The sequence below is a fragment of the Dactylosporangium sp. CA-233914 genome, assembly GCF_050942935.1.
In the GTDB taxonomy this organism is placed as follows: domain Bacteria; phylum Actinomycetota; class Actinomycetes; order Mycobacteriales; family Micromonosporaceae; genus Dactylosporangium.
In genome coordinates, this window is record NZ_CP192030.1 from 4,185,013 (window position 1) to 4,207,414 (window position 22,402).

The 22,402-nt window shown below is 70.6% G+C and carries 21 protein-coding genes; 14 read left to right on the forward strand and 7 right to left on the reverse strand.

Going from position 1 to position 22,402, the window contains the following annotated elements:
* Window positions 1-116: 116 nt before the first annotated feature.
* The 10 genes from ACQPY0_RS18995 (at window position 117) to ACQPY0_RS19040 (ending at window position 11,346) form a co-directional block, all read left to right on the forward strand.
* The gene (locus ACQPY0_RS18995; protein WP_432990611.1) at window positions 117-1,352 is read left to right on the forward strand and encodes a substrate-binding domain-containing protein; all 1,236 of its coding nucleotides are present in this window, start codon (window positions 117-119) and stop codon (window positions 1,350-1,352) included.
* Window positions 1,353-1,370: 18 nt separating this feature from the next.
* Window positions 1,371-2,390, forward strand: coding sequence for an ABC transporter permease (locus ACQPY0_RS19000; RefSeq protein ID WP_432990613.1), 1,020 nt, complete (start codon window positions 1,371-1,373; stop codon window positions 2,388-2,390).
* A complete protein-coding gene (locus ACQPY0_RS19005; protein WP_432990615.1) occupies window positions 2,390-3,946 on the forward strand; it encodes a sugar ABC transporter ATP-binding protein in 1,557 nt (518 codons plus the stop codon). The genes ACQPY0_RS19000 and ACQPY0_RS19005 overlap by 1 nt, the downstream gene beginning before the upstream one ends.
* Entirely contained in the window at window positions 3,943-4,938 is a 996-nt protein-coding gene (locus ACQPY0_RS19010) for an ABC transporter permease (protein ID WP_432990617.1), read from the forward strand. Before ACQPY0_RS19005 ends, ACQPY0_RS19010 begins: the two co-directional genes overlap by 4 nt.
* A complete protein-coding gene (locus tag ACQPY0_RS19015; RefSeq protein WP_432990619.1) occupies window positions 4,935-5,852 on the forward strand; it encodes a carbon-nitrogen hydrolase family protein in 918 nt (305 codons plus the stop codon). The genes ACQPY0_RS19010 and ACQPY0_RS19015 overlap by 4 nt, the downstream gene beginning before the upstream one ends.
* Window positions 5,853-5,855: 3 nt before the next feature.
* Window positions 5,856-6,830, forward strand: a complete 975-nt coding sequence (locus tag ACQPY0_RS19020; RefSeq protein ID WP_432990621.1) for a cyclase family protein — start codon at window positions 5,856-5,858, stop codon at window positions 6,828-6,830.
* 4 nt (window positions 6,831-6,834) lie between these two features.
* A complete protein-coding gene (locus tag ACQPY0_RS19025; RefSeq protein ID WP_432990623.1) occupies window positions 6,835-9,672 on the forward strand; it encodes an FAD-binding and (Fe-S)-binding domain-containing protein in 2,838 nt (945 codons plus the stop codon).
* A gap of 392 nt (window positions 9,673-10,064) precedes the next feature.
* Window positions 10,065-10,421 (forward strand): hypothetical protein, encoded by a 357-nt coding sequence (locus tag ACQPY0_RS19030; RefSeq protein ID WP_432990625.1) that lies wholly within the window; start codon window positions 10,065-10,067, stop codon window positions 10,419-10,421.
* Window positions 10,418-10,693: a hypothetical protein gene (locus tag ACQPY0_RS19035; protein WP_432990627.1), complete on the forward strand. Its 276-nt coding sequence runs from the start codon at window positions 10,418-10,420 to the stop codon at window positions 10,691-10,693. The genes ACQPY0_RS19030 and ACQPY0_RS19035 overlap by 4 nt, the downstream gene beginning before the upstream one ends.
* Window positions 10,690-11,346 carry a DUF3987 domain-containing protein gene (locus ACQPY0_RS19040; RefSeq protein WP_432990629.1) on the forward strand — a complete coding sequence of 219 codons (657 nt, stop codon included), beginning with the start codon at window positions 10,690-10,692 and terminating at the stop codon, window positions 11,344-11,346. Before ACQPY0_RS19035 ends, ACQPY0_RS19040 begins: the two co-directional genes overlap by 4 nt.
* A 191-nt stretch (window positions 11,347-11,537) precedes the next feature.
* Here ACQPY0_RS19040 and ACQPY0_RS19045 read toward each other — a convergent pair whose 3' ends face one another.
* The 5 genes from ACQPY0_RS19045 to ACQPY0_RS19065 form a co-directional block, all read right to left on the reverse strand.
* Window positions 11,538-12,479, reverse strand: a complete 942-nt coding sequence (locus tag ACQPY0_RS19045; RefSeq protein WP_432990631.1) for a DUF1963 domain-containing protein — start codon at window positions 12,477-12,479, stop codon at window positions 11,538-11,540.
* Window positions 12,397-13,245 (reverse strand): transposase, encoded by an 849-nt coding sequence (locus ACQPY0_RS19050; RefSeq protein ID WP_432990633.1) that lies wholly within the window; start codon window positions 13,243-13,245, stop codon window positions 12,397-12,399. Before ACQPY0_RS19050 ends, ACQPY0_RS19045 begins: the two co-directional genes overlap by 83 nt.
* A gap of 155 nt (window positions 13,246-13,400) precedes the next feature.
* The gene (locus tag ACQPY0_RS19055; RefSeq protein ID WP_432990635.1) at window positions 13,401-13,628 is read right to left on the reverse strand and encodes an integrase core domain-containing protein; all 228 of its coding nucleotides are present in this window, start codon (window positions 13,626-13,628) and stop codon (window positions 13,401-13,403) included.
* 249 nt (window positions 13,629-13,877) lie between these two features.
* On the reverse strand, window positions 13,878-15,359 hold the full coding sequence (locus ACQPY0_RS19060; protein WP_432990637.1) for a glycoside hydrolase family 3 N-terminal domain-containing protein: 1,482 nt from the start codon (window positions 15,357-15,359) through the stop codon (window positions 13,878-13,880).
* A gap of 36 nt (window positions 15,360-15,395) precedes the next feature.
* Window positions 15,396-15,611: a hypothetical protein gene (locus ACQPY0_RS19065; RefSeq protein ID WP_432990639.1), complete on the reverse strand. Its 216-nt coding sequence runs from the start codon at window positions 15,609-15,611 to the stop codon at window positions 15,396-15,398.
* 152 nt (window positions 15,612-15,763) lie between these two features.
* On the opposite strand from ACQPY0_RS19065, the gene ACQPY0_RS19070 reads away from it, so the two are divergent.
* From ACQPY0_RS19070 to ACQPY0_RS19080, 3 genes are all read left to right on the forward strand, one after another.
* Window positions 15,764-17,161, forward strand: a complete 1,398-nt coding sequence (locus ACQPY0_RS19070) for an IS1380 family transposase (RefSeq protein ID WP_432971092.1) — start codon at window positions 15,764-15,766, stop codon at window positions 17,159-17,161.
* Between the two features lie 281 nt (window positions 17,162-17,442).
* A complete protein-coding gene (locus ACQPY0_RS19075) occupies window positions 17,443-17,658 on the forward strand; it encodes an AraC family ligand binding domain-containing protein (protein ID WP_432990641.1) in 216 nt (71 codons plus the stop codon).
* 114 nt (window positions 17,659-17,772) lie between these two features.
* Complete coding sequence (locus ACQPY0_RS19080) at window positions 17,773-18,267, forward strand: helix-turn-helix transcriptional regulator (RefSeq protein WP_432990643.1); 495 nt, start codon at window positions 17,773-17,775, stop codon at window positions 18,265-18,267.
* Here ACQPY0_RS19080 and ACQPY0_RS19085 read toward each other — a convergent pair.
* Entirely contained in the window at window positions 18,218-18,895 is a 678-nt protein-coding gene (locus ACQPY0_RS19085; protein WP_432990645.1) for a response regulator, read from the reverse strand. The genes ACQPY0_RS19080 and ACQPY0_RS19085 overlap by 50 nt on opposite strands.
* On the reverse strand, window positions 18,892-20,073 hold the full coding sequence (locus ACQPY0_RS19090; protein ID WP_432990647.1) for a sensor histidine kinase: 1,182 nt from the start codon (window positions 20,071-20,073) through the stop codon (window positions 18,892-18,894). Before ACQPY0_RS19090 ends, ACQPY0_RS19085 begins: the two co-directional genes overlap by 4 nt.
* 175 nt (window positions 20,074-20,248) lie before the next feature.
* On the opposite strand from ACQPY0_RS19090, the gene ACQPY0_RS19095 reads away from it, so the two are divergent.
* A complete protein-coding gene (locus ACQPY0_RS19095) occupies window positions 20,249-22,393 on the forward strand; it encodes an MMPL family transporter (protein WP_432990649.1) in 2,145 nt (714 codons plus the stop codon).
* Window positions 22,394-22,402 lie beyond the last annotated feature (9 nt).

The window sequence follows — 22,402 nt, forward strand, 5'->3', positions numbered from 1 at the left end:
GGCGTGACCCGCACCACTCTCGGATTCAGTGAACGACCTACCGAGGAGACACCGTGAACCCAACGTCCTCAGGCCCCACGCCGCGCCGACGCGTCCGTTGCACCGTCGCCGCCGCCATGGCGGCGGGTCTGGCCCTCGCCCTGACGGCGTGCGGCGGCTTGGCCGCCAGTCCCGGCGACGAGTCCAGCTCGTCGGCCGCCGCCTACACCGAGCTCGCGACCGGCTCGGCAGCGTCGGCCGCCGACGAGGCGGCGCTGCAGAAGGTGCCTGCTTCGGCCCGCGACGCGTACGCCGGCTTCTGGCAGTCGACGCGCCTGGGACCGAACCCCTACGCCGACTGGTCGGCACCGAAGGCGCCCTGGCAGTTCTGCTACTCCAGCGCCTACCAGGGCAACTCGTGGCGGCAGGAAGGGCTGACCGTCGCGCAGGGCATCGTCGACCAGCTGACCGGGCAGGGCCTGGTGAAGGGCAAGCTGATCGTCTCCGACGCGAACAACAACGCCAGCCTCCAGGCGACGCAGATCAACACCATGGTGCAGAAAGGCTGCAACGTCATCTTCGTGATGCAGCCGCCCACCGTGGGCCTGTGCAACGCGTTCGAGGGCGCACGCAAGGCCGGTGCTCTGGTCGTGGTGATGCAGACCGGCACCGACTGCACCAACGTGATGCAGTCCGACTTCGGTGCCTACCACGCCGGGCAGACCTCGGCCGCGTGGCTGGTGAAGAAGACCGGCGGCAAGGGCACCGTCGTCATGTGTGACGGGATCCCGGGCGTGGCCGCAGGCGAGGCCCGCCAGGCCGGCGCTGCTGCTGTCTTCAAGGAGGCCGGTCTCAAGGTCGACCACATCACCGGGCAGTGGACACCCTCGACGATCAAGTCGCAGATGCTGCAGTACCTCAGCACCAACCCGGGTGACGTGGCGGGTGTCTGGGACGGCGGCGTGTGCGCGGTTCCGGTCACCGAGGCGTTCGAGCAGGCGGGTCGCAACCTGCCGTGGATCACGGGCTTCGAGGGAGCCTGCGCGTGGCTGGCGAACTGGAAGAAGACCGGGAAGGACTCGATCGGCTTCACGCAGGGTGCCGGTCAGGGCGTCGTCGAGGCGTTCAAGATCGCGCTGCGGATGCTCGCCGGGCAGAAGCCGGAGTTCAACACGCTGCTCTACCCGCTTCAGACGATCGACGGGTCCAACGTCGACCAGTACTACAACCCGGCGATGACCCTGAACAGCGCCTGCAACGCGCAGCCGACCGGCGGCGAGGTCGTGCCGGCGTCCTACTACGACGATCTGTTCAAGGGCGGCAACCAGCCCGCGACGTTCACCTCGGGGCTCGACAAGCTCCCTGTCAAGTAGCGGATCGGAGAGAGGTCGATGTCCACATTCGCCAGCCCCGGCGGTGCGAGAACCGCCGGGCCGGACGCCGCGGATGCCGCCACCCGCGCCGGCCGCCGTGTGCCGCTCGGCTCGCTGGTCTACCTGGCCCCGGTCGCGATGTTCGTCGTGCTCGCCGCGACGACGTCCGGGGTGCTGTCCAGAACCGGCATCATGTCGTTGCTGATCCTCGCCGCCGTCCTCGGCCTGGCCTCGGTCGGGCAGACCTGGGCGGTCATGATCGGGGGCATCGACCTATCCATCCCGGCCACGATCGGGATGGCCAACGTCGCGCTGACCACCTTGTACGCCGACGGCTGGTCGTTCGTCAGCATCCTCGGGGTGGTGCTGCTCGCCGCCGTCACGATCGGGGCGGCCAACGGCCTGGTGTCGAGCCTCTTCGGCTTGCATCCCCTGGTCGTGACGCTCGGCATGGGGTCACTGGTCACCGGCTCGGTGCTGGTCGCCACCAACGGCAACACGGGCGGTAGGGTGCCGGGCTTCATCACCGACGCCGTCTCGCCGGTCGGCTCCACCCTGGGGGCCCCGGTCCCGGCCGCGCTCCTGCTCTGGGTGGCGGTGTCGGCGATCGTGCTGCTCACCGAGCGGCGCACCGTCCTCGGGCGCCACCTGTTCGCAGTCGGCGCCAACGAGACCGCGGCGCGTCTGGCGTTGGTGCGCCCCCTGCTGGTACGGGTCACCGTGTACGGCGCCAGCGCCGTGTTCGCCGCCTTGTCGGGCCTCCTTCTTGCGGGCTTCAGCGGTGGGGCGTCGATGGACATCGGCAACCCGTACCTGTTCTCGACGATCACGGCGGTCGTGGTGGGAGGGACCTCGCTCCTCGGGGGCGCGGGCAGCTACAGCCGCACCGTCGCCGGCGTCCTCGTCACCACGATGTTCACCACCCTGCTGGTCGGCCTGAAGGTCGGTGCGAACATGCAGCAGGTGATGCTCGGCGTGGCGATCCTCGTCCTCATCACGGTCTACGGCCGTGACCGTCACGTCGCCCAGAGGCTGTGATGACCGAGACGAACGTGGTCGAGCTCGACCACATCACACACCGTTACGGCCCGACGGTCGCGCTCCAAGGCTGCGGACTCGAGATCGCACCGGGAGAGATCCACGGCCTCGTCGGAGAGAACGGCTCCGGCAAGAGCACCGTGGTCAAGCTGCTCAGCGGCATCATGCTGCCGACCGCGGGGCGGGTACTGGTGGACGGCCGGCAGGTCGACCTGCGCAGCCCGTCACACGCACAGCGCCACGGCATCGTCACGGTCTTCCAGGAAACCCTGGTGGCCGACGAGTGCACCGGCATCGACAACGTCTTCGGCGGCGGTGACGGCCTGCTGCGCCGTGCCCGCACGGCCAAGGCGGAGCGGAAGGCTGCCGAGGAGGTCCTCGAGGCGCTCGGTGCGGACTCGATGATCCTGGGCGCGTCGCCGTACCAGCTCTCCCTCGCGGATCGACAGGTCCTGACGCTGACCCGCGCACTCGTACGCCCCTGGCGGGTGCTCATCCTGGACGAGGCGACCTCCGCGCTCGACCTGGCGACCCGCGACCGGCTGTTCGAGCTGCTCATCGCGGCGCGGGAGCAGGGGCGCAGTGTCCTGTTCGTGTCCCACCGCATGGACGAGCTCGCGATCCTCATCGACCGCGCGACCGTGCAGCGGTCCGGGCGGACGGTGGGAACGGTCTCGCGCGAGGAAGCCACGCCGTCCCGGCTGCTGTCGATGATGAGTGACCGCGACGTCGAGACCGCGGTGGCCGCTACCCGGCATGTCGCTGACCGTGCCCGCGACGGAGCGCCGATCCTCCGCGCTCGCGACCTGGCCGGCGGCAAGGCCGCGCCCGGGTACGAGCTCGCGGTGCGCCAGGGCGAGATCCTCGGCGTCGCGGCTCTGGACGGACAGGGCGGCGGCGGCCTCGTCGAGCTGCTGGCCGGCCGGACGCCGCCGGCCCGTGGCCGGCTCGAGCTGCGCCGGGATCAGCAGTGGCGGCGCGTTTCCGGCTACCGCGACGCCGCTCGCGCCGGCATCGCCTACGTCCCGGGGAAGCGGCAGGAGGAGGGCCTGTTCCGCACCCTGCCCGTACGCGACAACCTCGCGATGGCGACGTTCGGACGGCACTCGCGCCTCGGTTTCTTCCGCAGCGGCAGCGTGCTGGAGACGGTCATCGCCGAGATGCGGAAGCTTGGCGTGGTGCCGAACGACCCGACGTATCCGATCACCGGGCTCAGTGGTGGCAACGCCCAGAAGGTGCTGATCGGCCGTTGGCTCGCGACCCGCCCCGACGTCCTCGTGCTCAACGACCCGCTGCGCGGGGTCGACATCGGGACCAAGCAGGACTTCTACCAGCTGCTGCGTGAGCTTACCGCTGACGGCATGACGGTGGTGATGCTCTCCACGGAGATCGAGGAGCTGCTCGTGTCGTGCGACCGCGTGGCCGTCTGCCACGCGCACCGGGTCCACCGGGTGCTCGAGGGCGACGAGTTCACCTACGACGGCGTACTCGCCGCCATGTTCGGCCGTGACCCTGAGCCGGCCGCGACCACGACCCCGGAGGAGGTGACGCTGTGAGCATCCCGACCCAACCCGTGCCCCGGCTCGATGCCGGCTCGGCGCTGCAGACGCTCGCGCGACGCGTGCCGTACTACGTCCCGGCGACCCTCGCCGTCGTCGTCATGCTCGTGCTGACGGTCGGCGAGAGCACCGACTTCCTCCACAGTGGGTGGAAGCTCGTCCTGGTCTACGCCTCGCCGCTCCTCTTGCTCGCCATGGCCCAGACCCCCGTGGTCCTGAGCGGGGGCGGTGGGCTCGACCTCTCGGTCGGACCGGCGGCCGGTCTGGTGAGCGTGGTGATCGCGGCCGTCCTGGTGCCGCACCAGCTCTCGGTCGCCTGGTTCGTGGTGGCGAGCACCGTGCTGCTCGGCGCCGCGATCGGCGCACTGAACGGGACCCTGGTGACCTTGGTCCGAATCCCTCCGATCATCGCGACCCTGGCGACGTACCTTGTGTTCGCCGGTCTCGCGACGCAGATCCTCGGCGCGCCGACCGGCTTCCTGCCGGCCTGGATGTCCTGGTTCACAGGCACCGACGGGCCGGTGCCCAACGTGCTGTGGGTGCTGGTCGGCGTGGGGGGCCTGTGGTGGCTGCTGACCCGGACCGCCTACGGCCGCAACCTGATGCTCGTGGGCTCCAACGACCGGGCGGCGTTCACCGCCGGCGTGAACGTCACCGCGGTCCGGTTCCTCGCCTATGTGGTGACCGGCATCATGACGGGGATCGCCGGTCTCGTGCTGACCGCGGTGCTCGGCGGTGCGGACGCCACGGTCGGGCCTACGTACACCCTCAAGGCGGTCGCCGCGGTGGCTCTCGGTGGTATCAGCCTCGCCGGCGGCCGGGGCGGGCTCGTGGGGGCCACAGCGGGCGCCGCGCTCCTCTTCCTGATCCAGAACTACCTGACCCTGACAGAGGCATCGTCGTTCGTGCTGCAGGTGGCCTACGGGATCGTGCTGATCGCCGCCATCGTGGCGAACGGCGCCTGGGACCGAAAGCGAAAGGCCCGATGAGTAGTCCCACGCCCGTCCCGGCCACCCTCCGCGTGGCCGCGGGACAGTTCGGCAGCGTCCTCGGTGACGTCACCGCCAACGTCGAGAGCACAATGGAGGCGATGCGCACCGCACGTGCCCGCGGCATCGATCTCCTGGTGCTGCCTGAGTGCGGCCTGACCGGCTACGTCTTCCACACGCGGGAGGAAGTACGGAAGGTCGCGCTCGATCGTGACGCGCCGGAGATCGCGCGGGTGGCGGCGCTCGCCGACGACCTGGACCTCATCGTCGTGCTCGGCTTCCTCGAAGCGGCCGGCGACGACGTGTTCAACACGGCGACGCTCCTCCAGCCCGGCGGCCGGCGGGCCGACTACCGCAAGACGCACCTGCCGTCGCTCGGCGCCGACCGGTTCGTCACCCCGGGGGAGAACGAGCCGGTGCTGGTAGAGACCAGCTTCGGGGTCGTCGGCCTCAGCATCTGCTACGACCTCCGGTTTCCGGAGTGGGCACGTTGCCTGGCGCTCGGCGGTGCCGACATCATCGTCAACCCGACCAACTGGCCCGAGCCGGCGCAGCGGGTCGCGGAGCTCTACACCCGGGTACGCGCCGCCGAGAACCACGTCTTCGTCATCGCAGCCAACCGCGGGGACGAGGAGCGCGGGGTCCCGTTCATCGGCCGCAGCCAGATCATCGACCCGGTCGGCACCGTCCTGGCGAGCAGCGAGCGCGGCGACGCCCTCGTGGTCGCCGACATCGACCCGCTGACGGCCCGGAACAAGGACATCAGCGTGCCCGAGGCCGACTTCGCGATCTCGCTGTTCGGTGGGCGGCGCCCGCATCTGTACGACGCCCTGACGCGGGTCGCGACCGACGACGACGTCCCCGCTGCGCCCGTCCCCGCGAGCACCGAGCTCCACCCGAACGGAAAGGTCTGAGCCATGTGTGGAACCAACTTTGTCGACGAGGCCACCGCGGCCAAGATCGCCGCCGCGGCGGCCACCTTCCGCCAGATCACGACGAGCCCCTTCGGTGACGACGACGAGATCGGCATGCTCAACCTCATCACCCCGGAGTCGATGCGGTCCGTTCTCTCGCGCGCCGATGCGGGGCACACCATCGACCTGAGCGTCGACTACTTCCTGGGTATGCCGTCATTCACGGCCGCCGGCCAGCCGCCCTACCAGATCTGGATGACCAACACCCCGCGCGGGACCGCGCTCGACGACTCCACCGGCTTCGGTGAGCAGAACCAGCTGGTCGGCTACTCCGGGGATGCCATCTCGATGTACACCCATTGTGGGACGCACATCGACACCCTCAACCACTTCGGCTACGGGCGCAAGATCTGGAACAACTTCGACGCCGACGAGTACCTCGGCGCACGGCACTGGATGTGCGCCGGCGCCGAGAAGCAGCCACCGATCATCGCTCGCGGGATCCTGCTCGACGTCGCCGCCCTCAAGGGCGTGGACGTGCTCCCGCAGAGCTACGGCATCACCGGGGACGATCTCGCTGAGGCGGGACGACGTCAGCAGGTCGAGCTCCGGCCGGGCGACGTGGTCCTGGTCCGCAGCGGCCAGATGACGCTGTGGGACGACCCGCGGGCCTACATCACCAACGAGGCCGGCGTGACCCGCGACGGCGCGGAGTTCCTGGCCAGGAGCGGGGCGGCCCTCGTATGCGCCGACAACCTGTCCTTCGAGCAGATCCCGTCCACCGAGGAGGGCAACTGGCTGCCGGTGCACACCTACCTCTTCGCCGAGGCCGGTGTGCCGATCATGGAGGTGGTCGACATGGAGCAGATCGCCGCCGAGAAGATGTACGAGTTCTGCTTCATCGGGGCCGGTATCAAGCTGCGAGGCGCGACGGCCGCACCGATGCGCCCGCTTGCCATGCCGTTCCTCGGCCGGTAGCGGCGTGCCTCACCATCCCATCGCGGCGCGCCTGCGTGCGGCGGGCGTCCGGCACGTCCTGGACGACCCGACGACGCGGGCGGCGTACTCCTCCGACGCGTCTGTCTACCGGGTGCCGCCGCTGCTCGTCGTTCAGCCCCGGCACACCGACGAGGTGCACGCGGTCCTGGACGCCTGCCGCGCCGAGGGCGTCCCGCTGACTCCACGCGGCGCGGGCACCTCGGTGGCCGGAAACGCCGTTGGGGACGGCGTGGTGCTCGACCTCAGCAGACACCTGGACAACGTGCTCGAGATCGACCCCGAAGCGAAGACCGCCACGGTGCAGCCGGGAGTCGTACACGCAACGCTGCAGGGCCAGACCCGGCGCTACGGACTGCGCTTCGGCCCCGACCCGTCGACGCACTCGCGGTGCACGATCGGCGGGATGATCGGCAACAACGCGTGCGGCTCCCGGAGCCTCGCCTACGGACGGACCAGCGACAACGTCACCAGCCTGCGGGTGCTCACCGCCGCCGGGACGAGCCTCGACACCGGCGGCCTGGACGCGCTGGTCCCAGCGGATCCGGCCCGCCGACTCGTGGACGACCTGCGGGCTCTGGTCGGCGATCACCTGGCCGTGCTCCGCACCGAGCTCGGCCGGTTCGGCCGGCAGGTCTCCGGCTACGCGCTCGAGCACCTGCTGCCCGAACGCGGCTTCGACCTCACCCGGGCACTCGTCGGCAGCGAGGGCACCCTGGCTGTGGTCACCGAGGCGACGGTCCGGCTCGTCGAGGACCCCGCGCACCGCGTGCTGCTGGTCCTCGGCTTCCCCGACATGGGCATGGCGGGCGACGCCGCGCCCGCCGTGCTCGAGCACCACCCGACGGCCTGCGAGGGTCTCGACCGCCGGATCGTCGACACCATCGTGCGGCGCAAAGGGCCAGCTGCCGTGCCCGCGCTGCCGGGAGGTGCGGCATGGCTCTTCGTGGAGCTCAGTGGTACACACCCCGCCGAGCTCGCCGCGCGCGCCCGACGGCTCGCTGCCGCGGTGGAGCCGGTCGACCACCGTCTGGTCACCGACCCGGACGAGATCGCGCCGCTGTGGCGGATCCGCGAGGACGGTGCCGGACTCGCCGGTCGCACCCCGTCGGGTCTGCCGACGCACGCCGGGTGGGAGGACGCGGCGGTACCGCCGGAGCGCCTCGGCGACTACCTGCGCGACTTCGACGAGCTCACCGACCAGTACGGGCTGACCGGGATGCCGTTCGGGCACTTCGGCGACGGCTGCGTGCACGTCCGCCTCGACTTCCCCCTGGACCGTCCCGGCGGGACCGACGTGATGCACCGCTTCCTGCTGGACGCGGCCCGGCTGGTCGCCCGGTACGGCGGGTCGCTCTCCGGCGAGCACGGGGACGGGCGAGCCCGCAGTGAGCTGCTGCCGTTGATGTACGGACCAGAGGTGCTCGCCACCTTCGCAGCAGTCAAGCACCTCTTCGACCCGGACAACCTGCTGAACCCGGGCGTCCTCGTCGATCCGGAGCCGGCCGTTGCCCGGGTCCGGGTTGCCGGCGCTGCGCCACAGCGCCGATCGCTCGCGTTCGCCTACGAGGCCGACGGTGGTGACTTCGGCCAAGCGATCCACCGCTGCACCGGCGTCGGCAAGTGCCGGGCCGACACCCGCACGACGGGCGGGGTCATGTGCCCGTCCTTTGCGGCCACCCGGGCCGAGAAAGACTCCACCCGAGGACGGGCCCGGGTGCTGCAGGAGATGGTCAACGGCGAGTCCAGCGTGCGCGGCTGGGACGCGCCGGAGGTGCACGACGCCTTGGACCTCTGCCTCGCCTGCAAAGGGTGCGCCTCCGACTGCCCCACCGGCATCGACATGGCGACCTACAAGGCCGAGGTCCTGCACCAGACCTACCGGCGCCGGCTCCGGCCGCGGACGCACTACACGCTCGGCTGGCTGCCCCGCTGGGCACGGCTTGCGCAGCCGGTCGCCGGGGTGGCCAACCGCCTGCTGGCCCGCCCGCGGGTCGGACGGTGGGCTCTGCGACTGGCCGGCGTCGACCCGCAGCGATCACTGCCGACGTTCGCCGACGAGACCTTCACCCAGTGGTTCCGGCGCACGGCACCGCAACGACCGGCAAACGGGCGTCCCGTCGTCATCTTCGTCGATTCGTTCACCGAGTACTTCGCGCCCCAGGTAGGCCGCGCAACCGTACGGGTCCTCGAGGCGGCCGGCTACCGGCCGACCCTGCCGGACAGGGCCGTGTGCTGCGGCCTCACCTGGATCTCCACCGGCCAGCTCGATGCCGCCCGCCGCATCCTCGGCAGGACGATCGCCGTGCTCGACGCCGCAGTCACCGCGGGCGTACCGGTGGTCGGCCTGGAGCCGTCGTGCACGGCGACCCTCCGCAGCGACGCCCCTGAGCTGCTCGCGTCCGATGCCGCCCGCCGGGTCGCCGGCGGGGTCCGGACGCTCGCCGAGCTCCTGCTGGGCACGCCGGGGTGGGAGCCGCCGACACTGACTGAGCCGGCCGTCGTCCAGCCGCACTGCCACCACCATGCCGTGCTGGGCTTCGACGCTGACCGTGAGCTGCTCCGCCGGGCCGGCGTGGACGCCACTGTGCTCGGTGGGTGCTGCGGCCTCGCCGGAAATTTCGGAGTCGTCGAGGAGCACCGAGAGGTCTCGACAGCGGTCGCCGAGCAGCACCTGCTGCCTGCGGTCCGCGCCGCAGTCCCGGGCACGGCCGTGCTCGCCGACGGCTTCTCGTGCCGCACCCAGCTGGCCGACCTGGCGGCCACGCGCGGCCGGCACCTGGCGGAACTCCTCGCCGACGCGCTTCCGGGAAACCCACCGTGAGCGATCGTCCCGTCATCGTCGAGCGCTGGTTAGCCCCGTTCTGGACGCATCGATCCATCGCTGGTTCCTCGCCTCGCGCGGCGCCCGCCACATCACCGGCAGACCTTGCACGTAAACGGCGGCGCCGACACCACCCGGTGACCGCCGGGCCTATTCATATTAAATTGATAGGGTGGTAGGCATGCTCCAACGCGCCACGCTGGAGCAGGTAGCTGCCTGACGCAGCGGGCTGCCGATCCGGTCCGCACCGGAAGCCGGCGCTGCTGGGTCAGACGCCGCGCGGCCGCCCGACAGGCGAGGTACTCTCGCAGCGTCGTGCCCGTTTACTCCGTCCGGTAGACGCCGCGCTCCTGCAGTACGGGCACGAGCACTTCGACGATGTCGTCAAGGCCGTGCGGCACGAGGTACGGCGAGATGTTGAACCCGTCGACCGCGCCGCGCCGGACGAACTGGTCCTCAACGACGGCTGGTCGTTCGCCGAGCTAGGCCGCGCCCTGGGCGTCACCCGGCAGGCCGCGAGCAAGGCCTACGCCGCCCCGGTGGAGCAGCGTATGCGCCACAACATCCGCCGCCGCGATACCGCCCTGGTCATCGTGGCGTGCGGCGGCGCCAAGCTCGACCGGCCCGCCCCGGCAGCTGACCTGTACGTCGGCAGCTACCACCAGGCGTGCCGCCGCGCGGCCGAGCGCCTCGGCGGGCGGTTGGTCTCCTCTCCGCCCGCTACGGGCTCCTCATGCCGCACACGGTGATCGCACCGTACGAGCAGCGCATGGGCCAGCCCGGTGCGGTCACCGTGGCGACGCTGCGCGCGCAAGCACGCCGCCTGGGCCTCGACACGGCCGCAACGGTGACGGTGCTCGGCGGCAGGGAGTACGCCGACGCCGCCTCGGCGGTCTGGCCACACGCCCGCCGCCCGCTCGACACGACCCGGGGCATCGGCCCGCAGATGCGCGCGCTGGCCGAGCTGGCGCGCACGGCGACAACCACGGTTGCGCCCCACACGGAAGGAATCGCCGCATGACCGCACCTCGCCTGCACCTCATCACCGGCGACGCGCCGCCGCCCGAGCTGTCCCCGGCGCTGTGGGACGTGCCCGTGCCGCTCGGCGGCCGGGCGGCGCCGCCGCCGTTCCCGGTCGACGTGTACCCCGGGTGGCTGGCCGCGATGGTGTCGGGCATCGCCGAGTTCACTCAGACCGACACGGCGATGGCGGGCACGGTCGCTCTGGCCGTGTTGTCTGCGTGCGCGGGCGGGCGCCTCGACGTGGAGGCCAAGCCCGGATGGCGGGAGCCGGTCAACGTGGCGGTCATCGCCGAGCCGGGGGAGCGCAAGAGCCCTGTGCACGGGGCGCTGACCCGACCCCTGTTCGCAGCACAGCAGACCCTCGCCGAGAAGGCCCGGCCGCGCATCGAGCAAGCTGCAACCCTCAACACGCCAACCAGGTGCCTCGCTCTCCCTCGCTCCTCTTGGCGTGACTGCACGGTCCGCATGTGTGAAGACGCGCTGGTCATGTTGGCGGCTTTCGGGCTGCTGATCGTCGATCGGAGCGTGGCACCGCCGCGCCCCGAGTCGCCGTGCAGGGCCTGTCGGCAGGCGGCCACATCGCGGACATCAACGATCTCACCTTCAACACCGTCGGTGGAGCACTCGGATACGGGCTCTTTCAACTCCTGACCCTCATCCCCGGCGTGCCTGCAATCATTGACCGATTCCGGCTTACAGCCAAGTCCGGGTAGCACCAACACGGACGCACACGGCGATGAGGCGTACCGTGGCGCCATGCCGATACATGATCGCCCACGGCGCCGACCCGCTTCACAGCACAGGTGGATCACCAAGTGTCACCGGGGTTTGAGGTCAACCGGCTACCCGGAGAACATGGTGAACGAGAGCGCACGATCGAAGCGCCCCGCCGCGAGGTCGTCCCAGCGGATCATGAAGCAGCCGTAGTAGAGGTCGTGACTCGTCGCGAACTGGGCGAGCGGCACCCACTCGCGGATGATCCGTGGGTTCTCCGTCGCCACCAGCTGGTCCCGTTCGGCCGGCGTGACGTCGAGTTCGCCGGACTCCTGCCGGGCCGTCACGTCATCGGCCGCGATGTGGTACTCGGGAGTGACGCCGCTGTCCAACTCCAGCGAGTAGCCGCCGATCAGGAAGTCGGGCGTGTCGACGGAGCCCAACGATGTCGGGTAGCCAACCCGGCAGAAGCCGGTGTCGCTGCCCGGCGACGGCCAGAGTTCCTCGACGACGGCGACGAGTTCGTCGGTGTGGGTCAGCGGGCTGATCCACTCCTGGATCGCGGACACGTACCCCATCGACTCCTCGTCGCACGTGAGCCAGGGTGGCACGACCGGTCGGACCGTGGCGAAGAGGTCCTGCTCGGGGCGCAGGAACGGTTCCTCGTAGGCGAGCGTCTCCTCCGGCGGCCCGTCCGGCGGCGTTGTGTCGGTGCCCGCCGGCACGTACAGGACCCGCGCGAACGGCTGCTCCTCGTCACTGCAGTCGCAGTCGTCGAAATCGGCCTCGTGGTCCAGGAAGAACAGCAGCGAGCCCTCGGCCGGCAGATCGAACCCGCCGATCCGCGGCAGCGCCGCGCAGTCGAACGAGGCGATGAACGGTAGGGGCATCGGCGGGGCGTCGGCACTGCGGCACGCGGTGGTGGACGGCCAGTCCATGCCCACCGGCAGCCGGGGCAGGCCACCGCTGCGCCCGACGAGTTCGCCGTCACCGCCGGCGGAGGCCCAGATCGAGAACCGTAGCTGCTCGGCGAACCCGTCCACCGCATCCGCCGGAATGCCCCGCTCCATTGCGGCACGACGAAATTGTCCGTGATAGTCCATGGCCGAGCATGATTGCAGATGCCCGCCAGCGAAGCCGCGAAAGGGCCGCGTGACGACGACCGGGCCACCACCGCGATCGGCCCGCGAGGCGGTAGACGCCGGTGTGCCGGCCTACGGTGGTGGCGATGGTGATCTCGCACTCGACCACCCGCACCCGGGTGGTGCCGATCTGGGACAGGTATGAGCCGTCGGGGTAGCGGCGCAGCACCCGCAGTCTGCGGTTGGCTTTGACCCGGACCAGCAGGTGCGCGTCGGTCGCGGCGAGGTGGCTGATGAGCGCGGCGGCGTCGAAGTGCCGGTCCAGCAGGACCAGCATCCCGGCGTGCAGGCTGCGGGCCAGCCGGTGGGTGTAGTCCAGTTCGCCGCGGCTGGTGGGGCCGAACACCACGTCGATGACGGTGCGGGTGCCGCAGGCGACCAGGGCGACGAGGCGCAGCAGCGGGTACCCGGATCTGCCGTGATTGCCGGCCTGCTTGGTGTAGACCGCGAGGTTGCGGGCCCCGTCCGGGATGGCCATGGTGGTGCCGTCGATGGCGCACACCAGCAACCCGCACCAGCGCACCCCACCCGCAGGCTTCGTCGCGGCCGGACCGCGCAGCAGGCCGAACAGCCACCGCAGCGGCGCCACACCGAGACGGGCGCGAGCCTGCCACAGCGCGTTCTCGCTCGGGTCGGCCACCGCCAGTCCCGCCAGGCCGGCGGTCAGCTTGTGCCATACCTGCCGGTAGCCCACCTCGGCCCGCGACGTCCGCGACCAGCAACCCGTCCATCACAGCGACCGCGGTTCGAACTACACGTCGTTCAAGTTCGTGCAACGCTTGTCAGACAACGGGATCCTGCCGTCTATGGGATCGGTTGGGTTCCACCCCAGGATCGGACACCGGGGTTTCATGCCGCGAGGGCGACAGGTGGACGGTAGCAGACACGGGCCTCGTATGGGGTCCGCAGCCTGACTGTCGAATGTAGACGGTTGCCGTTGTAGTAGTTGATGTGGGCGAACACAGCCCGGCGGGCCTCGGCGCGGGTGGCCCACACCTTGGTGCCGATCTCAGCCTTCAGACTGGCGAAGAACGACTCGGCGACGGCGTCGTCGTAACACGACCCGACCCTACCCATCGACGCCCGCATCCGCAGTCTGGACAGGGTGGTGCGGAACTCGGCCGAGGTGTACTGGGCGCCGCGCTCAGGTGGTGATCGGCAGGCGGACCGGCCCGCGGTGGCGCGTAGTCGGCCTCAGTCTCCCACCACCGAGGGACAGGACTCCCGCCCCGCGGCCCTCAGGCCCTGCCCGCGCGGCGCTCCGAGCCGAGGCTCGGAGCGGCGCGCGGGGCGAGGCCCCGGATTACGAGAGGCTGAACGAGCCGCTCACCGGTAGGTCGCGGGACGAGCCGCCGGCCTGCACCGCGTAGGTGCCGGGATCGATCGTCCAGGCGTGGTTCGCGGTGCTCCAGTAGCCGAGCGGGTGGTCGCTCGCGGCCGACTGGCCGTGATCCTCACTGTGCGGCTCTGGCCGGGCCGGAGGCTGACCTGGTCGTAGCCGACCAGGCGTTTGCCGGGCTCGCCGGTCGTGGCCGGCAGCGTCAGGTACACCTGCGGCGTCTTGGTGCCGGCCACGGAGCCGGTGTTGCGGACGTCGAAGCTGATGCTGGCGTTCGTGCGGTCACGGCTGCCGTCGACCTCGATGCGCAGGTTGCTGTAGGCGAAGGTGGTGTAGGACAGGCCGAAGCCGAAGGGGTACCGCGGCTGGATGTTCTGGCTGTCGTACCACTTGTACCCGACCTTCAGGGACTCGCTGTAGTTGAGCTGGCGGATGGCGGTGCTGCCGGCCGGGCGGGTCGTGCTGCCGTCGGCGAAGACGCCGGGGTACTGGGCCGCGGTGGCGGTCGGGGTGTCGGCCAGCGAGACCGGGAACGTCATCGGCAGTTTGCCGGTGAAGTTGGTGTCGCCGTAGAGCAGCCGGGCCAGGGCGGCGCCCTGCTGCTTGAGCAGTGCCGAGCCCTGTTCGGCGATCGTCTGGGCGACCGCCCGGTTGGCGGCGGCGTTGGGGCTCACACCGGCGGTGGCCGGCAGCGGGTGGTCGAACAGGTCGGTCCGGATGTAGGCCCGCACGACCCGCAGGGCGGCCTCGTCGACCTGCGTGACGCTGACCGCGCCGGCGTCGATGGCGGCCTCCAGGTTGGCCGGACTGAAGAACCGAGGCCGGTTGAGTTCCTGGTCGAGCCCGGCGGTCAGCACCGGGCCGGTGGAGTGCACGGCGCCGAAGTCGCTCATGACGTACCGGTCGAACGCGCCGGCGTCCTTGAGCAGGTTGCGCAGGATCGCGTGCTCGCAGCCGAACACCCCGTTGATCTGGTTGAAGGAGCACATCACGCTGCCCGGCTTGCCGTCGGCCACGGCGATCGCGTTCGGCAGGTCGTAGACCTCCCGTAGTGTGCGGCCGTCCACATTGGACGAGCTGGTCTGCCGGTCGAGCTCCTGCTCGTTGGCGACGTAGTGCTTAAGCGCGGCCATCACCGGCCGGGCCGGGTCGCCCTTCTGGATGCCGTTGATGTGGGCGGCGGCCATCGAACCGCTCAGCAGCGAGTCCTCGCCGAGGTACTCGGGCGTACGCCCGGACAGCGGTGTGCGGCCGCTGGCCACACCCGGGCCGAGAATGACGTTCTTGCGGGCGCTGAACGCCTCGTCGGCCTCGGCCTTGCCCTTGGCGAAGGCGGTGCTCGGGCTCCAGGTGGCGGCCGGCGCGAGCTGCGCCGGGAAGACGGTGACGCCGGCCGAGCCGCGCACGTAGTCGGGCCCGTCGGTGTAGACGACCGTGGGCGTGCACGGCACCTGGACCGGGTACGTCACGTTGCCGAACGTGGTCTGGGTGGGTGAGTTGGCGGCCTACTCGTCGAGCCAGCGCGGCTTCTGCTGCAGCGAGCTGGCGTCGAGCAGGAGGCGGGCGTGCTGGTCGGGGCTCTTGCCGGTGTCCATCCAGGGGCATCCGGCGGGAAACCCGCTGGCGTCGGCCGGCGCGACCGCGACCGCCGCCGACCCGGCGGCGAGCGTGGCGGCGACGATCGCCGAGGCGAGTAACGAACGTTGCACTACGGGGCGCATGAACGACTCCTCTGACCCGGATCCGTGGATAGGGATACAACACGGCGTGGCATAGATGAACGGATGCCTTGTCAGCAGGGATGATTGGACTTGTCTAGGGACCAATCCGTCGCTGTGAGAAGGACACCCGTTCGGTGCAGAGGATACCTGGTTTGGCAGGTCGGGTGCGTGTCGGCGCACCGGACGCGTCGTTGACGCCGGTGTCGGGTGTGGTCGCGGTGGCCGAGTTGGTCGGCCGGTTGGGCGTGACCGCCGCGTTGGACGACGCAGTCGGTGCGATCAAGCAGCGGGACCGGGGCCTGTCCGCGGGGCAATTCCTGGTCGCGGTGGCGCAGGCGCAGATGTGCGGTGCGCAGTTCTGGACCGGGCTGGACCGCCGCCGTGCCGATCCGGCCGGGGAGGCGCTGTCGGCGGTGGCCACACCGGCCTCGACCACCGCGGTGCAGCTTGCTGACCGGTTCGGCCCGGCCCAGGTGGCCGGGGTAGAGGAAGGCATCGGGGAGATCGTGGGCCGGGTGGTGGGACTGCTGCCGGCCAGACGGCGCGCGGTGCTGCGTACGGGTGGGGCCACCATCGACCTGGACGGCACCGATGTGGAGTGCTACGGGGCCAAGAAGGAAGGGATCGCCTACAGCTACAAGGGTGCCCGGGCCGGGCGTCCGCACGTGGCCACGTGGGCGGAGGCCGGCCTGGTCACCGCGGCGGACCTGCTCGCAGGGGACGAGGACCCGCGCCCGGGGGCGGGATCGCTGATCGAACGCAGCGTGGCCACCCTGCGCGTGGCCGGGGTCAGCGTGCGGCCGAAGGTGCGCGGCGATGTGGGCTACTTCGCCAAGGACATCGCGGCCGCCGCAGTGGCGGCTGGTTGCGACTTCTCCCTGGGGGTGACCCGCAACCCGGCGGTCTGGCGGGCCGCCGCCGCGGTCCCGGACACGGCGTGGCACACGGCAAAGCGGATGAAGGGTGCCCAGGTTGCCGTCTGCGACTACGCGCCGGCCGGGTGGCCACCGGGCACCACGTGCGTGGTGCGGCGGGTCAAGGTCCGCGCCGCCGACGTCTCGACCGATCCACGGGCCCGTCGCCGGCGCACCATCCCCAAGGACCAACTCGCCCTGGCTCTGGACGGCCTCGTCGGCCACGTGTACGCGTACTCGTTCATCGCCACCAACCTGGACGTGTCCACCCCAGCCAGGGCGGTCGCGGTCGAGGCGTGGCACCGGATGCGCACCGACATCGAAGACCGCATCCGCGACGCCAAGCACGGCGCCGCGCTGCGGCACCTGCCCTCAGCCAGCCGGGCAGCGAACACGGTGTGGATGTGGGGTGCGCTGCTGGCCGTGAACCTGTCCGCCTGGCTGCAGGAACTGGCCGGTCTGGACGGCGGTGACGGACGCGGCCGGGCCCATCTGGGCACCCTGCGGCATCGGCTGCTGACGGTCCCGGCCCGGCTGGTCCGCCACGCCGGGCAGCTCACCCTGCGACTACCCCCAGACCAACAAGGTCTCGCCGAAGTTCTGCCCCGACTGCGCCGACTACCGATCTGGACCTGACCACCAGGCCCGACCGGCCCGAACACCCCACCGAGACCAGCGAACCCGGCGCCACCGGGCCACAACCATACCCACCGGCAGAAACACCGCATCACCCATCGCCCATCAGCGATATGCGTCAATCACGCCGCCGCTATCCACGGATCCGGGTCTGACGCCGGGGTGTGCGGAGCGATCGACGGTGATCTTTTGCCTCGACCGGCGCCCGCGGATAGGCCGTGATGCGCGGGCGCTAGCACGAAACGCACCTGGCGGTCCCCGCCCCGGGCGCTCGGAGGGTCATGACTAGGCCGTTGTCCTACGCCGGCCGCCGGCAGCTGTCGGTGGGTGACGTGCTGCTGCTGCGCCCCGGCGTGTGGCACGGCTACGAGGACTGCCAGGGCCTCGACCTGTACAACTGCTGCTTCTCCGTTGAGCTCCTGCAGCGCGAGCTGGCCTGGACCCGCGAGGACCCGCTGCCGAGCTACCTGCTGTGGACCGGCCCGCACTCCCTGTAGCGCCGCGGCATCCTGACCACCTCCCTCACACCGGCGGCGCTGGCCGAGTGCAGCGAGCACCTGGACGCGCTCGACCGCCTGCGCGCCGAGCCGCTGGAGCTGCACCGCGGCGACGTGATCGGCCGCCTGACGCTGTTCCTGGGCTGCCTGGCCCGTGCGCTCGCGTCCGACGACGCCGATCCGGCCGGCCTCACCAACGGCGTCAGCCATCCGGCCGTCCTGCGTGCGATGCAGTTGCTGGAGGCCGCGCCGGCCCGCGCCTGGACGCTGGCCGACCTGGCCGCCGGGCTGCACCTGACCCGCGGCTACCTGGTGCGGCTGTTCAAGGCCGCGACGGGCATGCAGCCGATGGCGTACCTGTCACGGTTCCGGATCGAGATGGCGGCCGGCATGCTGCTGCGCACCGGCGATTTGGTGACCCACATCGGCGAGACGGTCGGCTGGCCCGACGCGAACAACTTCGCCCGCCGCTTCAAGGCGCACTACGGCCTGAGCGCCTCCACCTACCGGTCCCGCTTCAGCGACAGCTTCACCCGCCTCCGGGGACTGCAGACAGCCCTCAGAGAAGATGATCATGTGGTCGGACGACGCCACTCTGGTACGCGATGACCACCAGCTGGGTGCGGTCGCGGGCACCGAGTTTGGTCAGGGTACGACTGATGTGGGTCTTCACCGTGAACGGTGACAGCTGCAGCCGGGCGGCCAGTTCGTCGTTGGACAGCCCGTGCGCGACCAGCACGAGGATCTCCCGCTCGCGGGTGGTGAGTTCGTCGAGGCCCGGAGCGGCCGGAAGCTCGGCGGATGCCGGCTGGCCGAGAAACTGGGTGATCAGGCCACGCGTGGCCCTGGGCGACAGCAGGGCGTCACCCGTGGCCACCACCCGCACGGCGTGGGTCAGTTGGGCGGGCGAGACGTGTTTGCCGAGAAAGCCGCTGGCGCCGGCACGCAGCGCGAACACGACGTTCTCATCGCTTTCGAAGGTGGTGAGCACCAGCACCCGCACGTTGCGCAGGTCCTCGGATCCCGCAATCACGCGGGTGGCCTCGATGCCGTCCATGCCGGGCATGCGCAGGTCCATCAGGACGACATCGGCGCGCAGCTTCCGGGCCTGCTCGACGGCCTCCCGGCCGGTGCTCGCCTCGCCGACGACCTCGATGTCGGGCTCGGTCAGCAGGAACATCCGGAACCCGGCGCGGATCAGCTCCTGGTCGTCAGCGAGCACGACGCGTACGGTCATCGCGTCACCTCGGCGGCGGGCACCGGCAGCATGACATGCACGGCGAACCGCCCGTCCGGGGTGGTGCCCGCCTCGAACCGGCCGCCGTGTGCGGCCACCCGTTCCCCCATGCCGATGATGCCGTAGCCGGTGCCGGTCGGCGATGGCTTGACGCCCGGACGGTTCACGACATCGATGCGCAGGGCGTCGGGGCTGAACGTCAGTGTCAGCGCGGCAGAGCCGTCACCGTGTTTGCGGGCGTTGGTGAGCCCTTCCTGCACGATCCGGTAGGCCGCCAGGTCGATCAGCTCGGGTAGCTGACGAGCCGCGCCGATCTGCCGGCGCTCGATGTGCAGCCCGGTCGCCTCGACATCGTCGAGGAGCCCCGTCAACTGCGCCAGGCCGGGAGACGGCGCCCGGTTCCCGCCGTCATCGGTCCGCAGCAGCGCGACGACCGCGCCCATCTCCCGCAGGATCGTGTCCGTGGACCGGACGATGTGCTCCAGTGCGGGTTCGACCTGCTCCGGGAAGGTACGCAGGACGTGCTGGGCGCCGGTCGCCTGGACCTTGACGGCGGCTATGTGATGCGCGATCAGATCATGCAGGTCGCGGGCGATGCCCAGCCGTTCCCGGGCGATACGCAGCCGGATCTCCTCGTCGTGTGCCTGCTCGGCCTGCCGCAGCCGCCGCTCGGCCTCGGCGGCGTACGCCTGCCGGTTGCGGGTGGCGTCTCCGATCGCGGCCCCGATCACGATCCAGGAGACCGCGCCGAACGCCTCCGGGGGTGTCGCATGCCCGATCAACCCACCCGCCACGAGCACGGCCATGGCAGCGAGCGCGACGAGCCAGGCCCGACGCCGGTCGGTGCGCATCGCGAAGGTGTAGAACAACACCCCCAACGCCGCCACCAGTACCGGCTGCTGACCGAAACCGAGGACCAGCGAAAGGTGACCCGCGGCGACGCAGGTGACCACGGCGGCCGTCGTGAACCGACGACGAACGACGATCGCGGCAACGGCGAGCACGATCGCGGCCAGGCCCGGCAGACCCGCCTGACGCAACGGCGGATCGCCGAACTCGAGCACCGCGTCGGCGGCCACCACCGCGATCAGGCTGACCACCGCCAAGCCTGCATCGGCCAGTACCGGATGACCGCGCGCGAAGTCGCGTACCCCGGCCCGCACCCGCCCCAGATTCATGACCATGAGCCTACGGACGTGCTCCGGCGGCCCGCGTCGTGCTGGCGAAGTATCCGAGGACCGTGTCGCTCATTCCCGAGCCGTAGCGGAACGGCATTCCCCGGCCCGATGCCCCGGGCCGACCCTGAACGCCATCGTGATCGGTGTCGTTCTCCCCCTCTGCCGTCAAGGATTGATGATGGACACCATCGCACGATTCGTGCTGAAACATCGCAAATTGATCATCGGCTTCTGGATCGTCGTCATGATGGCCGGTGGCGTCGCCGCAGCGCTGGTCCAGGACCGCCTCTCCAGCGACTTCTCCCTGCCCGGACAGGAAGGTTCGCGAGCCGAGACGAAACTCATCGAAACCTACGGCGTCGGCCCCGAACCGCAATCCGTACCCGTGCTCACCGCTCCGGCCGGGCAGCGGATCGCCGATCACCGCGCGGACATCGCCGCAGTCGCCGACCGGATCCGTGCCGTGCCCGGCACCCACGTCGTCGACTACGCCAGCACCGGTGACGCCGGGTTCCTGACCACCGACGGGCGCAGCACCTTTCTGCTCGTCTACGCCCCGGAAGCCGCACCCGGCGAGGAAGGGGCCGACCCCGTGATCGCCACCGCCGTGCGCGAGGCCGCCGCCGAACACGGTCTCACCTCCTCGATCACCGGGATGAACCAGCTCGCCGCCGGCAACGCAGACGACGGCGAAGGCCTCAACCTGCTGACCGAAACCCTGCTCGGCGCGGGCGGCGCGCTGCTGGTCCTGCTGTTCGTGTTCGCGTCGCTCCTCGCCCTCGTACCCCTGATGGTCGCGGCGGTGGCGATCCTGGCCACCTTCCTGGCCGTGCTCGCCGTCACCACGTTCGCCGACGTGTCCTTCGTGGTGGACTTCCTGATCGCCCTGGTCGGTCTCGGCGTCGCCATCGACTACTCCCTGCTGGTGGTGACCCGCTGGCGCGAGGAACGCGCCCACGGCGCCACCAACGACGAAGCCGTGGCCACGGCCGTCCGCACCGCCGGGCACGCCGTCGTCACCTCGGGCGCCACCGTCGCAATCAGCCTGCTCGCCCTGCTCGTGGTCGACATGCCCGCCGTGCGCAGCATCGGCTACGGCGGCATGCTGATCCCGCTGGTCAGCACCCTCGTCGTCCTGACCCTGCTGCCGGCACTGCTCAGCCTGGCCGGACCCCGGCTCGACTGGCCCACGCTGCGCAAGGAGGCGACCGCGTCCCGCGGCTGGACGGCCTGGGCGCGCGGCGTCGTACGCTTCCGCTGGATCGCCGCCGGCGTCGCCCTCACGGCACTGGCGCTGGCCGTCGCACCCGTCTTCGGCATCCAGGTCGGCCAACCCGATTCCAGCGCTCTCGCCAGCCGCGGAGCCGCTCACGACGCCCTGACCACATTGACCGACGGCGGTATCGGCAGCGGCGTGCTCACCCCCATGTCACTGCTGGTCGATCCCGGTAGGGACGTCCAGGCCCTCGCCACCGCGGCGAGCCAGGCGGAGGGGGTGCGGATGGCGGTGGTCATGCCGCCCGGTGACGGCGGGGTACGCCAGATCATCGTTGTTCCCGAGCGGGAAACCGTCGACATCACCAGCATCCAGGTGGTGACCGCCGTACGCGACGCGACCCGCGAACTGCCGGGATACGGAGGCGTGACCGGTACCGGCGCGGCCGTGCTCGACTGGCAGAACGCCGTCTACAAGATCTTCCCCTGGGTCCTGGTGCTCATCGCCGCGGTCACCTACATCCTGCTGGTCCGCACCTTCCGGTCACTGCTGCTGCCGCTCAAAGCCGTCCTGCTCAACCTGCTCAGCGTCGCCGCGGTCTTCGGCCTCACCACCTGGTTCTGGCAGGACGGACACGGCTCGGCGTTGCTGTTCGACATCCAGGCCACCAGGGCGATCACCTTCTGGCTTCCGGTGCTGATCTTCGCGTTCCTGTTCGGCCTGTCCATGGACTACGAGGTGTTCATCCTCGCCCGGCTACGAGAGGAGTACGACCGCACCGGTTCCACCACCACCGCCATCGAACAGGGACTCGGCCGCACGGGACGACTGGTCACCTCGGCCGCCCTGATCCTGTTCTTCGCCTTCACCGCGCTGGCCTCCGCCCCCGGCGCCGACATCAAGATCCTCGCGACGGCCCTCGGCGCCGGCATCCTGCTCGACGCGACCATCGTGCGCGCGCTACTCGTCCCCGCCCTGGTGTCGCTGCTTGGCAAGTACAACTGGTGGCTCCCGGCGAACGTGGCACGGCTGCTGCGCGTCGAGCCGTCACCACTGACGAACGAGCCGGCGGCCCCGGATCGCGAATCCCTCTCCGTCTCCTGAACCCGCCGA

Excerpts from the sequence above, each read along its gene's own strand:
- ACQPY0_RS19075 (WP_432990641.1), top strand. The coding sequence starts at position 17,443 with ATGACTAGGCCGTTGTCCTACGCCGGCCGCCGGCAGCTGTCGGTGGGT.
- ACQPY0_RS19015 (WP_432990619.1), top strand. The coding sequence starts at position 4,935 with ATGAGTAGTCCCACGCCCGTCCCGGCCACCCTCCGCGTGGCCGCGGGA.
- ACQPY0_RS19065 (WP_432990639.1), bottom strand. The coding sequence starts at position 15,611 with ATGCGCCCCGTAGTGCAACGTTCGTTACTCGCCTCGGCGATCGTCGCC.
- ACQPY0_RS19020 (WP_432990621.1), top strand. The coding sequence starts at position 5,856 with ATGTGTGGAACCAACTTTGTCGACGAGGCCACCGCGGCCAAGATCGCC.
- ACQPY0_RS19055 (WP_432990635.1), bottom strand. The coding sequence starts at position 13,628 with ATGGGTAGGGTCGGGTCGTGTTACGACGACGCCGTCGCCGAGTCGTTC.
- ACQPY0_RS19085 (WP_432990645.1), bottom strand. The coding sequence starts at position 18,895 with ATGACCGTACGCGTCGTGCTCGCTGACGACCAGGAGCTGATCCGCGCC.
- ACQPY0_RS19005 (WP_432990615.1), top strand. The coding sequence starts at position 2,390 with ATGACCGAGACGAACGTGGTCGAGCTCGACCACATCACACACCGTTAC.
- ACQPY0_RS19095 (WP_432990649.1), top strand. The coding sequence starts at position 20,249 with ATGATGGACACCATCGCACGATTCGTGCTGAAACATCGCAAATTGATC.
- ACQPY0_RS18995 (WP_432990611.1), top strand. The coding sequence starts at position 117 with ATGGCGGCGGGTCTGGCCCTCGCCCTGACGGCGTGCGGCGGCTTGGCC.
- ACQPY0_RS19090 (WP_432990647.1), bottom strand. The coding sequence starts at position 20,073 with ATGAATCTGGGGCGGGTGCGGGCCGGGGTACGCGACTTCGCGCGCGGT.
- ACQPY0_RS19045 (WP_432990631.1), bottom strand. The coding sequence starts at position 12,479 with ATGGAGCGGGGCATTCCGGCGGATGCGGTGGACGGGTTCGCCGAGCAG.
- ACQPY0_RS19040 (WP_432990629.1), top strand. The coding sequence starts at position 10,690 with ATGACCGCACCTCGCCTGCACCTCATCACCGGCGACGCGCCGCCGCCC.
- ACQPY0_RS19000 (WP_432990613.1), top strand. The coding sequence starts at position 1,371 with ATGTCCACATTCGCCAGCCCCGGCGGTGCGAGAACCGCCGGGCCGGAC.